Genomic DNA, 14,589 nt, shown 5'->3' with positions numbered 1-14,589 from the left:
GGCTAAATAATATAAGTGGAATATAACGCCAACTTCTGCCTCGAACAGAGAGGTGGCGGAGAGGTCAGACTATCATATTCTACCGGTTTATCCGCATAGGTCGGAGTCAACAGATAGCAAAAATGCTCACACAAAAGATCGACTACCAAAGCAGATGTTGTCAGTTCAGTAGCATGTTTCATCAAATCGAGCTTATAGATAGTAGCTGTACAACCTTTATCTTTACAACCTTTTTTTGAATCACAAGTATGAGCCTTTTTACACTTCGGACAGCCTGTATCACAACAGCTCTGCACCGTTTCACAACGGGCACAGCAATAACGCACAATAGAGACTCCGCCTCCTGAATAGATAATCAGGAGAGAGAGGATGAGTGCTGTTATGTAGGCTAGTCTTTTCATTTCAGAGGACAAAGATAAGAATAAAAACAGATTTTCCTATAATTTTTCGTAATTAAGATTCAATCAATCCGTTACAGACACCATTCCCTTTCCTTTATTTGGCTATTTTAGAGTCATATCAGCACTATTAACTCTTTTTACTCAACAATAAAACCTATCTTTGCCCCAATAATTCCTCTGATTTTTAAGTAAACACTATGCTTACATATTTACTGATTATTATCACTCTTTATCTGGTAGGTAATGCCTACATATTTATCAGAGCAAAACAAGCTCTGAAGGTTAAATCTCTCGGAGTAAAAATATTCCTGACCGTTTTATTCTGGATATGTGCTTTATCCTTTTTCGGCACGATGCTGGCTCGTAACCTTGAGATACCTGTCTTTATCTCCCATTCGATGTACACCATTGGAACAAGTTGGCTGATATTTACTTTATACATGGCATTATTCCTACTTTTGTTTGATATCTTGAAATTATTCAAAGTTGTCTGCAAATATAGGTTCTATCTGTCTTTAGTGTTCACGTTGGGACTGCTGGGATATGGAGTGTATAACTATCATCATCCGGAAACCAATGTAGTCAGCATTTTAACCAATAAACAATATGAAGATACTCCCCAAGCAATTAAAATCGTTGCAATCAGCGATGTTCACTTGGGAAATGGTACAGGGAAAGCCGCATTAAAAAAATATGTGGAAATGATAAATGCGCAGCATCCCGACTTGATTCTGATTAGTGGTGACTTGATTGATAATAGCGTCGTACCTCTTTATACAGAGAATATGGCGGAAGAATTGGGCGACTTGAAAGCTCCTATGGGTATCTATATGGTTCTCGGCAACCACGAATACATTAGTGGTATCGATGAAAGTATCCGATATATAAAAAGCACTCCAATACAATTATTGCGCGATTCAGTAGTCACACTTCCTAATGGCATCCAACTGATAGGACGTGATGACCGCCATAACCGCAAGCGTCGTTCCCTGCAAGAATTAATGGTGAATGTCGATAAAAGCAAACCTATCATTTTATTGGATCATCAACCTTTTGATTTAGAAGAAACAGAAGCTGCCGGCATCGACCTGCAATTCAGCGGGCATACACACCACGGACAAATATGGCCTATTAGTTGGGTGACCGAATCTATATTCGAGCAAAGCCACGGTTATCGCCAATGGGGAAACAGTCACGTGTATGTATCTTCCGGATTATCTCTTTGGGGACCACCTTTCAGAATAGGAACGTATAGTGAAATGGTTATTTTCAATTTTCAATGAATATTATGCAGTTTTGTCACATATGTTACAGTTTCTGAGTAATCTCTGCCCTATCTTTGCAGAAAAAAAAGATTATGGAACAATTACATGCTCATGAAGTCCTCCACATGATGGAAGGAAATAGCTACTCGGAATCATCATTGCGGGAAGCAATCATTAAGAAGTTTGGCTCACAGCAACGTTTTTATACTTGCTCGGCAGAAAACATGGATGTAGATACCCTTATCGAATTTCTCAAAATGAAAGGGAAGTTTATGCCTGCTGAAGATGGATTCACAGTAGATATCACTAAAGTTTGCAAGCATTGATTGGCGGATAATATCCGCCAATCCCATTTTAGGGGATAAATAGCTGCAAATTTTTCTGTTTTTATTAGCCCGATTCACGAATTTCATCTATATTTGTCAATAGTGAATGATAAAACAAATGTTGAATTTACAGAAAAAACGGGTATGAAAAAACAATATGTCAGTCTGCTTGCAATTATACTTTCGGTAAGCGGCTTTTTGTTTTCTTGTCATGACAAGATGAACAAAAACACAGGTGCGTTACAGTTTGATAGCATTCAAGTGAATAAGACAGCGCACCTCTTCAATGATACAGCCAAACCGGCCTGCAATATTATTATTAATTTTGCTTATCCGGTAAAATCATCGGATGATATGCTGAAAGACAGTCTGAATACTTATTTCATTTCGGCCTGTTTCGGTGATAAATACATCGGTGAAAAACCGGAAGAAGTTGTAAAGCAATATACCGAGAATTATATCAGCGAATACCGTCGCGATCTCGAGCCTATGTATACCGAGGATGAGAAAGACAAGGAAGACGAATCTTCCATCGGTGCCTGGTATTCTTATTATAAAGGTATAGAAAGCCATGTGCAACTGTATGATAAAGACCTGCTTGTATACCGCATCGACTATAACGAATATACCGGAGGTGCACATGGTATTTACATGGCAACTTATTTAAATATGGACCTCACCCTGATGCGTCCGCTCCGTCTCGATGATATTTTTGTCGGAGACTACAAAGATGCATTGACCGACCTGATCTGGAATCAGCTCATGGCGGACAACAAAGTGACCACTCACGAAGCATTGGAAGACATGGGATATGCTTCAACCGGTGACATCACTCCGACAGAGAATTTCTACCTAAGCAAAGAAGGAGTCACCTTCTATTATAATGTATATGATATCACTCCTTATTCTATGGGACCTGTAAAGGTAACAATCCCATTTGCTATGATGGAACATCTATTAGGCAGTAACCCGATTCTGGGAGAGCTGAAAAATTAAAATTCATAAAAAGCTGAACACCAATGAATACCCTGTTGTTATCACTTCCATGTGACAAAATAGGATATTCATCCACATCTATCATTCAAAACTTATAATTCAAAATTCAAAAGTGGAAATCATACTGAAATATTTTCCTGATCTGACGGAAGAGCAGCGCAAACAATTCGCAGCTCTATACGCCCTCTACACTGACTGGAATTCAAAAATCAACGTTATCTCCCGCAAAGACATTGAGAATCTATATGAGCATCACGTGCTCCATTCATTAGGCATTGCCAAAGTCATCCAATTCCGCCCCGGAACCAGCATCATGGACCTGGGTACAGGAGGAGGTTTTCCCGGCATTCCTTTAGCAATCCTGTTTCCCGAGGTAAAATTCCACCTCGTAGACAGCATCGGCAAGAAAGTACGTGTAGCAACCGAAGTGGCAAATGCCATCGGACTGAAAAATGTGACTTTCCGCCATGCCCGTGCAGAAGAGGAGAAACAAACGTTCGACTTTGTTGTCAGCCGTGCCGTAATGCCTTTGGCGGATTTGATTAAGATTATCAAAAAGAATATCTCTTCGAAACAACAGAATGCATTGCCCAACGGACTTATCTGTCTCAAAGGCGGTGAACTGGAGCACGAAACAATGCCGTTCAAACATAAAACGGTCATTCATAGCTTGAGCGACAACTTCGAGGAAGAGTTCTTTAAAACAAAAAAAGTGGTATATGTTCCGATTTAAACAAGACTATATGTTCTGATAGATGATAAATCATAGAGAAACCATGAAAATAAAAAGATTTGAATTTAATATGTTTCCCGTAAATTGCTACGTATTATGGGATGACACTAAAGAAGCAGTCGTAATTGATCCGGGCTGTTTCTATGAAGAAGAAAAGCAGGCACTGAAAAAGTTCATTCTGACCAATGAACTGAATGTAAAGCATCTGCTGAATACTCATTTACACCTGGATCATATCTTCGGAAATCCGTTCATGCTAAAAGAATTCGGATTATCGGCAGAAGCAAACAAAGCAGACGAGTACTGGATTGACGAAGCACCGAAACAAAGCAGAATGTTTGGTTTTCAGTTGCAGGAAGAACCTGTACCACTGGGCAAATACCTGCATGACGGAGATATCATCACTTTCGGACATACCAAACTGGAAGCGATACACGTGCCCGGACATTCACCCGGCAGCTTGGTGTACTATTGCAAAGAAGACAACTGCATGTTCTCCGGCGACGTCCTGTTCCAAGGCAGCATCGGCCGCGCTGATCTCACAGGAGGTAACTTCGATGAACTGATAGAGCATATTTGCAGCCGTTTATTTGTTCTCCCCAACGAAACAGTCGTTTATCCGGGGCACGGTGCTCCCACGACTATCGGAATGGAGAAAGCTGAAAACCCATTTTTTAGATAATAAAAAAGAATAAGTATCAAATATTAGGTATTAACAAGGTGAATCGCCCATTAACTGCGGTAATACTTAATACTTGATACTTAACACTTAATTTAATACTTGATTATTATGAAAACCGATTTGTTAGCTAGCCGTCACATCGGCATCAATGAACAAGATACAGCCATAATGCTCCGCAAAATTGGCGTGAACTCACTGGACGAACTGATTAATCAGACAATTCCCGCCAATATACGGCTGAAAGAGCCACTAGCATTGACTAGTCCGCTGACGGAATACGAATTTGGAAAACACATCGCTGAACTGGCAGCTAAAAACAAACTATATACTACATATATCGGTTTGGGATGGTACAACACGATCACTCCGGCCGTTATCCAGCGGAATGTATTCGAAAACCCGGTATGGTATACTTCTTACACTCCGTACCAGACAGAGGTATCGCAAGGACGTCTGGAAGCATTGATGAATTTCCAGACAGCCGTATGTGACCTTACTGCCATGCCACTCGCCAACTGCTCACTTTTGGACGAAGCAACTGCCGCCGCCGAAGCCGTAAGCATGATGTATGCCTTACGCTCTCGCGCACAACAGAAAGCCAATGCGAACGTAGTCTTCGTAGACGAGAATATTTTTCCGCAGACATTAGCTGTTATGACTACACGTGCCGTACCCCAAGGCATCGAACTACGTGTAGGCAAATATAAAGATTTTGAACCTTCACCGGAAGTGTTTGCCTGTATTCTGCAATATCCGAACTCACATGGAAACGTAGAGGACTATTCCGAATTTACCGAAAAGGCACATGCTGCAGACTGCAAAGTAGCTGTTGCCGCTGATATTTTAAGTCTCGCCCTGCTAACTCCTCCGGGAGAATGGGGAGCAGATATTGTATTCGGAACCACACAACGTCTGGGTACTCCAATGTTCTATGGCGGTCCGTCGGCTGCTTTCTTTGCTACCAAAGATGAATATAAACGGAATATGCCGGGACGAATCATCGGATGGTCCAAAGACAAATATGGCAAGCTCTGCTACCGAATGGCTTTACAGACACGTGAACAACATATCAAACGGGAAAAAGCAACTTCAAATATCTGTACCGCACAGGCACTATTAGCTACTATGGCAGGCTTTTATGCTGTTTATCACGGTCAGGAGGGTATCACTACAATTGCATCGCGTATACACAGCATTACTGTATTTCTTGAAAAGCAATTAAAGAAATGCGGATATACACAAGTCAACGCTCAATACTTTGACACCTTACGTTTCGAATTGCCCGAACACGTTTCGGCACAGCAAATCCGTACGATAGCACTTACCAAAGAAGTTAATCTGCGCTATTATGAAAATGGCAATGTCGGTTTCAGCATTGACGAAACAACAGACGTGGCAGCTGCCAATGTGTTGCTCTCGATTTTTGCCATTGCCGCCGGAAAAGATTATCAGAAAGTGGACGATATTCCGGAAAGAAGCAATATCGACAAGGCTTTGAAACGTACAACGCCTTTCCTGACACACGAAGTATTCAGCAAGTATCACACGGAAACAGAGATGATGCGTTACATCAAACGTCTGAACCGCAAAGATATTTCTCTTGCACAATCTATGATTTCCCTCGGTTCATGTACAATGAAGCTGAATGCAGCCGCGGAAATGTTGCCTTTAAGCCGTCCCGAGTTTATGGGTATGCACCCGCTGGTCCCGGAAGATCAGGCAGAAGGTTATCGTGAATTAATCAAGAACCTAAGTGAAGATTTGAAAGTTATCACCGGATTTGCAGGAGTCAGCCTACAACCCAATTCGGGTGCCGCGGGAGAATATGCAGGCCTTCGTGTGATTCGTGCCTATCTCGAAAGTATCGGTCAGGGACACCGGAACAAAGTCTTGATTCCGGCTTCGGCTCACGGAACAAATCCTGCGTCAGCTATACAGGCAGGCTTTGTGACTGTTACCTGTGCATGCGACGAGCAAGGGAATGTAGAAATGGCCGACTTGCGTGCAAAAGCAGAAGAGAATAAAGATGATTTGGCTGCACTGATGATTACTTATCCTTCTACACATGGTATCTTCGAAACCGAGATAAAAGAGATTTGCGACATCATTCACGCCTGTGGTGCACAAGTATATATGGATGGAGCCAACATGAATGCACAAGTAGGATTAACCAATCCGGGATTCATCGGTGCGGATGTCTGCCACTTGAATCTTCATAAAACATTCGCTTCCCCTCATGGTGGCGGAGGTCCGGGAGTCGGTCCTATCTGCGTAGCCGAACATCTGGTTTCTTTCCTTCCCGGACACGGAATCTTCGGCAACTCACAAAATCAAGTATCAGCAGCTCCATTCGGCAGTGCAGGTATTCTGCCTATCACATATGGATATATCCGTATGATGGGTGCGGAAGGACTGACACAGGCAACTAAAATTGCGATCCTGAATGCCAATTATCTGGCTAGTTGTCTGAAAGATACCTATGGAGTTGTTTATCGGGGAGCCAACGGTTTCGTAGGACACGAAATGATTCTGGAATGCCGGAAAGTACATGAGGAAGCAGGTATCTCGGAGAATGATATTGCCAAACGTCTGATGGATTATGGTTATCATGCTCCTACCCTCTCTTTCCCTGTCCACGGTACGTTGATGATTGAACCGACAGAAAGTGAGAGTCTGGCAGAACTAGACAATTTCGTAGATGTCATGCTGAATATCTGGAAAGAAATTCAAGAAGTAAAGAATGGCGAAGCGGATAAAGATGATAATGTATTGATTAATGCTCCTCATCCGGAATACGAAATTGTAAGTGATCGTTGGGAACACTCATATACACGCGAGAAAGCAGCCTATCCTATAGAAAGCGTACGTGATAATAAATTTTGGATAAATGTAGCTCGCGTAGATAATACCTTGGGAGACCGCAAACTGTTGCCAACCCGATATGGATCTTTTGACTGATATGTCCTTTTGAAACAGGGCAGACAGTCTACCTAAATCAGGAAAGATAGTATAAAAATAAAGCGGCGTTTTAGGAGTCCTAAAGTGCCGCTTTAAGTATCGTAAGACACCGCTTTAAGCGTATTGAGGTGTCGGACCAAGAACATCAAGATACCGCTTCAAGAATAATGAAATGTCGTTTCACAAATAGAGTGCCGGGTATTTCTATTCCACGATGGTTATCGCACCGGCTTTTATCTTTTTCTCTTTCATCGGAATCTTAGGATCGGCATATCCCAGAGCTACACAACCGTAGACTTTATGATTGGCAGGAACACCTAAAGCAGTAATAAATTCACGAACCTCCGGATCGTCACATGTTGTTCCCAACTGATTGATCCAACAAGAGCCGATACCTAAAGACTGGGCAGCCAGAAACATATTTTCTATAGCACAGGCACAATCCATACCAGCCCACCATTGAGTAGGCTCATTAGATACAATCACTAAAGTCGGAGCATGATAATAGCAACAATAAGTCTTGCTATGTCCACGTTCCTGCAAACGAGAATCGCCGCTTTTTGCAAAAGCTCCTTTAATCCGTTCATTCAGTTCTGTCAACTTATCCATATTTTGAATAGCTGTAAAATGCCATGTTTCCAAATGCATTCCACTCGGTGCATAAGTTGCAGCTTCCAAAATGGCCTGCAAATCCTCTTCTGAAACTTGCTGGCCTGTATAAGCCCGTACGCTACGGCGTGCTTTCATGTTCTCTAAAACTTCATTTGTTTTCATGGATAACAAGTATTTTATATAAGTATGTCATCATTATTAGTTTGACTCATCAATGCTTCGTACTTTTCTACCGTTTGACCAGCCCAATCTTTGCATTCAGTTTGAAATAATAGACTCCATTCTCCCTCTCCAAAAATCCGTATTTGTCTTTCTCTAAAGATCCTTTTTCTAAACGAGTATTTAGAAACAAGAAATCCTCCATTATTTGCTTTTCCGATTTATGATAACAGAGCACTTCTCCACTTCCATCCACCAACAGAATACCTTCCACAGCCGAATCCAATCCATTGTAAATCTTTGCAGGACGCATTCCCAATGCTAATGCCATCAAGAACTGCTTCATCTTGAATTCATAGAACTTATGCTTATTGATTAGTTCATCTTTAATCTTCAACGGATTCATTTGTTTGATAATTTCTGTCAACTCACCAATACGGGAGATGCCATCCAAATGCATGATACGAACCATTTCTGTCAGTACACGTGGAAAATGCAGATCAATCATCAACAGATTACTGCGGAACACACGGTCGGCTACATCAGCGTATTTAAGTACGCCACCCAAACGTTCGATCATCATCATCCGTTCGGCAACCTCATTCGGAGATTCAGGCAAAGCATTGATTTTATTCACTGTTGGAGTAGCAAATTTGATTCCGCTCTGTTCCAATTTAAGATTCGCTGCACGTCCTCCGTCCAGCAACGGATTCATTGCGCCCAATCGTGAGCGGACATTGAACCCTCTTAACGGAGCTTTCGGATGCCAAAATGCAACGGAAAAATCTGTGCGATCTTCTGTTTTTGCTTCCAAATCGAAAATGGCAGCTTCGTCTAAAAACTCTTCTACTCCTTCCGGAGAAGCAACATCATTTTCCGAAGAAGATTTCACTGCCTGCAATATCAGATCAGCTACAATACCAAAATCTTCACGAGGCATGGACTTACTCCCATTCTCTCCTTCTATACGAATCGTATCTTCTTCAATATAATATTGACGTGTTCCATCATGTTCTTCCCGTTGAATCATTGCAACAGGCCAAAATGTATCTCCCGCCTTTGCTTCTGCCGTGCCTAACACTACTTTTCCGTCTGCTAAGAGACGAAAGAAAGAATAGAGTTCGCACCATTCTTTTTTGGTTGCTTCAAATGCCATATATTTTTGTTCTTCTTTATTTTACTACAAATGTTTTATCTTAATCCTACTACTGAATTTTCCTAACTATGAGTTGCTTCTACTGATTGATAACCTGCGGTAAGGCTACAGACGACACAACCGGAGGAACTATATGAGTCACCTCCTCCAATGGAGGGAGCTTGCCTACTTGTGCAAACAGGGAATTTCGTATCCATTCTCTAGGAGTGACTATGATAAATCGTCCCGTCCAACAACCATCAAAATAGGAAGGGTTACCCGGCTGTTTCTTAATAGGATAACAGATGTTTTCTCCTTTAGTCCGCATCTCCGGCGAACGTCCGGGATCATTCACCCACACATGTTTATCATCAATGCCGCGAAGTACCATCCAATGCCCTCTCGGACCGGGACGCAAACCACGAACTGCGCCTGTATATCTCACATTCACAAGCACAGGAATGCCACGATCAATATAATCTTTCAATATCCGGTAATCTTTCTGCTGGAAATGTTCGGCACTTATCATGTTTTCATAATAACGTGTCAACGAATCAATTTCAAAAGAATAATATCCTCCCTGCCCTATCGAAGTACGGTGACGGAAAGGAGCACGTTTTTTCATAAAGTAATTCCGCTGATATTCAATTAGTTTCTTTTCTGCATCCTGGGCTGTACGTTGTGTATCAGCCGTCATTCCCTTAAAATAATCAAAGACCATTAACGAAGAAGCCAGAGAGCAATGCGAGTAAGGACATCCCGCGATTTTCTGCGAATACCACGGAACAGGAATATTATTAGGAGCCAGTTTTTGAGCTTCCTGTACTTGTGCTTGCGCCTGAACGCTTATCCATACAAAGGAACTTAAAAACAGACTAAAAAATATGTGACATTTATTTATCATGCGATCCACTCTCTATCTCTATTACCACTCTAATACTTTACCTACAAAATATTCTCATCATCAAGAATCCGCGCTGTCTCCACCTTCTCCAAACGTGCACGCAACTTAGACATCATCGAACGACGAATCCGCAATGTCATGCTACAATCCATATCATACGACTGATTAAGAATCTCCGGTTCTTCTTCTTTCACAATGCGCATAACATCGTTCATAAAAGGATATTCAAACATTACCGTCACCTCCTCATCTACCGTCTTTTCTATAATGGTAGCGGCAGCAATAGCTTCAGCAGCAGCAGCCTTGTAAGCAACGATCAATCCGCTCGTTCCCAATTTGATTCCTCCAAAATAACGGACTACTATAATCAGTATATCCGTCAGTTCATTCGAGTTTATCTGTCCGAGAATGGGTTTACCCGCTGTTCCGGAAGGTTCTCCATTATCATTGGCACGGAAATCCTTTCGTGCAGCTCCCAACATATAAGCATAGCATACATGCCGTGCATCATAATACTTTTTCTGATACGTTTCAAGATGCATCTTTATCTCATCGAGAGTACGCACAGGAAGGGCTATAGCAATGAACTTGCTTCGTTTTTCCGTATAAATACCTTCGGAAGGCTCAATGATGGTTTTATAAGTATCTTCAGCAGTCATGTTGCAAAGATACGGCTTTAATAAGAAAAGTCAATCTATCGTTTGGAAATATTAATGTTCCACTTATCAATGACAGGTAGTTGGAGGGATTGAAAATAGTGACGCTATCCAATAAAAATAGTGACGGTATACCACAACGATACCGTCACTATCCCGGGCATATCCCGTCACTATTTTTTCTACATCAATCAAGCGTCACATCTGATATAATTCCCGTCAACAATGATTTTCGCATAACAGATATTTCTTAATCTAACTTATGAATCACCAGCCCTGAACGGAGTTTCGGTTCAAACCAAGTAGTCTTCGGCGGCATAATATTGCCTGTATCTGCAATATCCATCAACTGTTTCATAGATACAGGATAGAGAGCCAAAGCCACTTTCATTTCACCACTATCCACACGTTTCTTGAGCTCTCCCAATCCACGGATACCACCTACAAAATCAATACGTTTATCAGAACGCAGATCCTTTATGCCTAAAATTTCATCCAAAATCAGGTTGGAAGAGATTGTAACATCAAGCACCCCAATAGGGTCGTTATCATTATACGTACCGGCCTTAGCGGTCAAGCTATACCATTTACCACCCAAATAGAGTGAAAAATTATGCAAGCCGGACGGTTTATAGATGTCCGCGCCTTTTTCTTCTACTACAAAGTTTTTATCAAGTGCAGCCAAGAATTGTTCAGGAGTCAAACCATTAAGATCTTTCACCACACGGTTGTAATCAATAATGGTCAACTGATTTGCCGGGAAGCAAACAGCCATAAAGTAATTATATTCTTCATCACCGCGATGATTTGGATTCAGTTTTGCTTTCTCTGCTCCCACCAATGCAGCAGCGGCAGAACGGTGATGCCCGTCAGCAATATAAAGGGCAGGCATTTTAGCAAATTCGGCAGTAATTGCAGCAATATCTGCCTCCTGGTCGACAATCCAGAAAGTATGTCCAAAACCATCACCCGGAGCGATAAAGTCATAAACCGGCTTATTTGCTGTATATTTCTTTATAATAACATCCAACTTCTCATTGTCAGGATAAGCAAAGAAAACAGGTTCAATATTAGCGTTGTTCACACGTACATGTTTCATACGATCCTCTTCCTTGTCACGACGGGTAAGCTCATGCTTCTTGATAACCCCGTTCATATAATCCGGGACATAAGCACCGACTACCAACCCATATTGTGTTTTCCCGTTCATCGTCTGGGCATAGATATAATAGTTTTCCATCTTATCCTGCACCAACCAACCTTTGTCCTGAAACAGTTGGAAATTCTCGGCAGCTTTAGCATACACCTGTTCGTCATGTTCATCCGTACCAACAGGGAAATCTATTTCCGGTTTAATAATATGATAAAGAGACTTCTCGTTACCTTCCGCTTCTGCGCGGGCTTCTTCAGAATTCAATACATCATAAGGACGTGAAGCGACCTGTTCTACGAGGTCTTGCGGAGGACGAATGCCCTTGAAAGGTTTGATTATTGCCATGATATTAGTATTTTATATGTAAAAAATTAAAGCCACAGACTTCTTGAAAATCTGTGGCTCAAATATACTACTTATTTCTAAAAAAGACATTCTGCAACGGATTGTTTTTATTCAGATACTACCATAGTTATCCTAAAAAATCCGGCTGACTTATTCAGAATCTTATTTGTTTACTCTAAATTTCTCGCAACCATCTTTCAAGAAGCCAACAATTTGTTGAGCGGCAGCAATACCGGCATTGATATTTGCTTCAGCAGTTTGAGCCCCCATCTTCTTGGGAGTTGAGAAATAACGTCCGGCAAACTTTTCTGCAAACTCTGCGTTAGCAGCAGGCATGATATCTGTGATATATTTGAAGTCTGCACGATCTTCCATCAATTTAATCAGTTCTGCTTCATTAATCACTTCCTTACGGGCAGTGTTTACCAACATAGCACCTTTCGGCATATCTTTCAACAGAGCATAATTGATAGAGTTCTTTGTTTCGGCAGTTGCCGGAATATGAAGAGATACCACCTGGCAAGTCTTATACAATTCTTCTGCAGAATCAAGTGCTTTCACACCATCTTTTTCGATTACTTCTTTCGGACAAAATGCATCATAAGCATACACTTCCATTCCGAAACCTTTGGCAACACGAGCTACATTGCGACCTACGTTTCCATAAGCATGAATACCCAATTTCTTGCCCATCAATTCCGTACCGGAAGTTCCGTTATAGAAGTTACGGACAGCATATACCATCATACCCAAAGCAAGTTCGGCAACAGCATTAGAGTTCTGTCCCGGAGTATTCATCACACATACATTGTGAGCAGTGGCAGCAGCCAGGTCAACGTTGTCATATCCTGCACCGGCACGGACTACGATTTTCAATTCTTTAGCAGCATCCAGCACCTCTGCATCAACAATATCGCTACGGATAATGATAGCATTAGCATCTTTTACTGCATCCAGCAATTGAGCCTTATCAGTATATTTCTCAAGTAAAGCAAGCTCAAATCCAACTGCTTCTATTTCTTTACGGATACCATCTACTGCAACTTTAGCAAACGGTTTTTCAGTAGCTACAAGTACTTTCATAATCTAATTCTGTTTATAAAGACTCACCACAGATAACCCAGATTCTCACAGAATTAAAAAATCTGCGTCCGTCTGTGTAATCTGTGGTGAAAATATTATTAATGAAGTTTTTCAAATTCCTGCATGCAGTCGATCAAAGCCTGTACGCTTTCTTTCGGCAGAGCATTGTAGCAAGATGCACGGAAACCACCTACAGAACGGTGTCCTTTGATACCTACCATGCCTCTTTCAGTAGCAAACTTTAAGAAGTCTGCTTCAAATTCCTTGTATTCAGGAGCCATTACGAAACAGATATTCATGCGTGAACGGTCTTCTTTGGCAGCAGTACCAACAAACATTTTGTTACGATCGATTTCAGCATACAGCATATCAGCCTTTTCGATGGCACGACGTTCCATTTCTTTCACACCACCCTGTGCTTTGATCCAGCGCAGGTTCAACAATGCAGCATAGATAGGCACTACCGGAGGAGTATTGAACATAGAACCGTTATCAATGTGTGTCTGATAGTTCAGCATTGACGGGATGTAACGGGAAACCTTACCTACAGCGTCATTCTTAACGATAACGAATGTAACACCTGCAGGAGCCAGATTCTTTTGTGCACCACCATAAATACAGATATATTTAGAAACGTCGATCGGACGTGAGAAAATATCAGAAGACATATCGGCAATCATCGGAACTGGAGAATCGAGGTCTTTCTTCAATTCTGTACCGTAAATTGTGTTGTTAGTCGTGATGTGGAAATAATCTGCGTCTGTTGGGATTGTATAATCTTTGGGGATATAAGTATATGTAGCTTCAGCAGAGGAAGCAACTTCTACAACTTCACCAAACCCTTTAGCTTCTTTCATTGCTTTCTTTGCCCATACACCAGTGTTCAGGTATGCAGCCTTTTTTTCGAGGAAGTTATAAGGAACCATGCAGAACTCCATACTAGCACCTCCGCCCAAGAACAGTACCGAATAGCCTTCGGGGATATTGAGTAATTCCTTGAATAATGCCTCTGCTTCGTCAACCACAGGTTGGAAGTCTTTGGCGCGGTGGCTGATTTCCATCAAAGAGAGACCAGAGCCGTTGAAATCTAAAATAGCCTTCGCTGTATCCTCTATCACCTCACGCGGAAGAATGGAAGGTCCTGCATTGAAATTATGCTTTTTCATTTGAAGTTTGTTTTT

At 41.6% G+C, this 14,589-nt stretch carries 14 protein-coding genes; 6 read left to right on the top strand and 8 right to left on the bottom strand.

Going from position 1 to position 14,589, the window contains the following annotated elements:
• Window positions 1-2: 2 nt before the first annotated feature.
• Window positions 3-401 carry a hypothetical protein gene (locus tag NXV01_RS15850; RefSeq protein ID WP_074557273.1) on the bottom strand — a complete coding sequence of 133 codons (399 nt, stop codon included), beginning with the start codon at window positions 399-401 and terminating at the stop codon, window positions 3-5.
• 197 nt (window positions 402-598) lie between these two features.
• Between NXV01_RS15850 and NXV01_RS15845 the strand changes: the two genes are divergently transcribed.
• From NXV01_RS15845 to gcvP, 6 genes are all read left to right on the top strand, one after another.
• Window positions 599-1,684 (top strand): metallophosphoesterase, encoded by a 1,086-nt coding sequence (locus NXV01_RS15845; RefSeq protein WP_234132235.1) that lies wholly within the window; start codon window positions 599-601, stop codon window positions 1,682-1,684.
• Window positions 1,685-1,758: 74 nt separating this feature from the next.
• Window positions 1,759-1,992: a YecH family metal-binding protein gene (locus NXV01_RS15840; protein ID WP_074557207.1), complete on the top strand. Its 234-nt coding sequence runs from the start codon at window positions 1,759-1,761 to the stop codon at window positions 1,990-1,992.
• A 144-nt stretch (window positions 1,993-2,136) separates the two neighbouring features.
• Window positions 2,137-2,988 (top strand): DUF3298 and DUF4163 domain-containing protein, encoded by an 852-nt coding sequence (locus NXV01_RS15835; RefSeq protein WP_074557205.1) that lies wholly within the window; start codon window positions 2,137-2,139, stop codon window positions 2,986-2,988.
• Window positions 2,989-3,100: 112 nt separating this feature from the next.
• Window positions 3,101-3,721, top strand: a complete 621-nt coding sequence (rsmG, locus tag NXV01_RS15830; protein WP_217722242.1) for a 16S rRNA (guanine(527)-N(7))-methyltransferase RsmG — start codon at window positions 3,101-3,103, stop codon at window positions 3,719-3,721.
• A gap of 43 nt (window positions 3,722-3,764) precedes the next feature.
• Window positions 3,765-4,403: an MBL fold metallo-hydrolase gene (locus NXV01_RS15825; RefSeq protein ID WP_004311627.1), complete on the top strand. Its 639-nt coding sequence runs from the start codon at window positions 3,765-3,767 to the stop codon at window positions 4,401-4,403.
• Window positions 4,404-4,511: 108 nt separating this feature from the next.
• Complete coding sequence (gene gcvP / locus NXV01_RS15820) at window positions 4,512-7,361, top strand: aminomethyl-transferring glycine dehydrogenase (protein ID WP_195649741.1); 2,850 nt, start codon at window positions 4,512-4,514, stop codon at window positions 7,359-7,361.
• A 204-nt stretch (window positions 7,362-7,565) separates the two neighbouring features.
• Here the strand turns inward: gcvP and NXV01_RS15815 are convergent, their stop codons facing one another.
• From NXV01_RS15815 to serC, 7 genes are all read right to left on the bottom strand, one after another.
• Window positions 7,566-8,135: a nitroreductase gene (locus tag NXV01_RS15815; RefSeq protein ID WP_148367238.1), complete on the bottom strand. Its 570-nt coding sequence runs from the start codon at window positions 8,133-8,135 to the stop codon at window positions 7,566-7,568.
• A gap of 67 nt (window positions 8,136-8,202) precedes the next feature.
• Window positions 8,203-9,288, bottom strand: a complete 1,086-nt coding sequence (locus NXV01_RS15810) for an HpaII family restriction endonuclease (RefSeq protein ID WP_099145777.1) — start codon at window positions 9,286-9,288, stop codon at window positions 8,203-8,205.
• Between the two features lie 79 nt (window positions 9,289-9,367).
• Window positions 9,368-10,171, bottom strand: coding sequence for a C39 family peptidase (locus NXV01_RS15805; RefSeq protein ID WP_259022849.1), 804 nt, complete (start codon window positions 10,169-10,171; stop codon window positions 9,368-9,370).
• A 41-nt stretch (window positions 10,172-10,212) separates the two neighbouring features.
• Window positions 10,213-10,830 (bottom strand): YigZ family protein, encoded by a 618-nt coding sequence (locus NXV01_RS15800; protein ID WP_259022848.1) that lies wholly within the window; start codon window positions 10,828-10,830, stop codon window positions 10,213-10,215.
• A 247-nt stretch (window positions 10,831-11,077) separates the two neighbouring features.
• Complete coding sequence (locus tag NXV01_RS15795; protein WP_148367242.1) at window positions 11,078-12,325, bottom strand: DUF1015 domain-containing protein; 1,248 nt, start codon at window positions 12,323-12,325, stop codon at window positions 11,078-11,080.
• Window positions 12,326-12,487: 162 nt separating this feature from the next.
• Window positions 12,488-13,408, bottom strand: a complete 921-nt coding sequence (locus NXV01_RS15790) for an NAD(P)-dependent oxidoreductase (protein ID WP_259022847.1) — start codon at window positions 13,406-13,408, stop codon at window positions 12,488-12,490.
• Between the two features lie 98 nt (window positions 13,409-13,506).
• Window positions 13,507-14,574, bottom strand: coding sequence for a 3-phosphoserine/phosphohydroxythreonine transaminase (gene serC / locus NXV01_RS15785; protein ID WP_099145780.1), 1,068 nt, complete (start codon window positions 14,572-14,574; stop codon window positions 13,507-13,509).
• Window positions 14,575-14,589: the final 15 nt, after the last annotated feature.

This window comes from Bacteroides sp. BFG-606, from assembly GCF_024788145.1.
Taxonomy (GTDB): Bacteria; Bacteroidota; Bacteroidia; order Bacteroidales; family Bacteroidaceae; genus Bacteroides; species Bacteroides vicugnae.
The sequence above is the reverse complement of the archived record's forward strand: the minus strand, read 5'-3'. Positions and strand labels throughout refer to the sequence as shown.

What these genes read in the sequence shown, in the direction of transcription:
- NXV01_RS15800 (WP_259022848.1), bottom strand. Translation starts at nt 10,830, where the DNA reads ATGACTGCTGAAGATACTTATAAAACCATCATTGAGCCTTCCGAAGGT.
- NXV01_RS15815 (WP_148367238.1), bottom strand. Translation starts at nt 8,135, where the DNA reads ATGAAAACAAATGAAGTTTTAGAGAACATGAAAGCACGCCGTAGCGTA.
- NXV01_RS15790 (WP_259022847.1), bottom strand. Translation starts at nt 13,408, where the DNA reads ATGAAAGTACTTGTAGCTACTGAAAAACCGTTTGCTAAAGTTGCAGTA.
- serC (WP_099145780.1), bottom strand. Translation starts at nt 14,574, where the DNA reads ATGAAAAAGCATAATTTCAATGCAGGACCTTCCATTCTTCCGCGTGAG.
- NXV01_RS15850 (WP_074557273.1), bottom strand. Translation starts at nt 401, where the DNA reads ATGAAAAGACTAGCCTACATAACAGCACTCATCCTCTCTCTCCTGATT.
- NXV01_RS15825 (WP_004311627.1), top strand. Translation starts at nt 3,765, where the DNA reads ATGAAAATAAAAAGATTTGAATTTAATATGTTTCCCGTAAATTGCTAC.
- NXV01_RS15840 (WP_074557207.1), top strand. Translation starts at nt 1,759, where the DNA reads ATGGAACAATTACATGCTCATGAAGTCCTCCACATGATGGAAGGAAAT.
- gcvP (WP_195649741.1), top strand. Translation starts at nt 4,512, where the DNA reads ATGAAAACCGATTTGTTAGCTAGCCGTCACATCGGCATCAATGAACAA.
- NXV01_RS15805 (WP_259022849.1), bottom strand. Translation starts at nt 10,171, where the DNA reads ATGATAAATAAATGTCACATATTTTTTAGTCTGTTTTTAAGTTCCTTT.
- NXV01_RS15810 (WP_099145777.1), bottom strand. Translation starts at nt 9,288, where the DNA reads ATGGCATTTGAAGCAACCAAAAAAGAATGGTGCGAACTCTATTCTTTC.
- NXV01_RS15795 (WP_148367242.1), bottom strand. Translation starts at nt 12,325, where the DNA reads ATGGCAATAATCAAACCTTTCAAGGGCATTCGTCCTCCGCAAGACCTC.
- NXV01_RS15835 (WP_074557205.1), top strand. Translation starts at nt 2,137, where the DNA reads ATGAAAAAACAATATGTCAGTCTGCTTGCAATTATACTTTCGGTAAGC.
- NXV01_RS15845 (WP_234132235.1), top strand. Translation starts at nt 599, where the DNA reads ATGCTTACATATTTACTGATTATTATCACTCTTTATCTGGTAGGTAAT.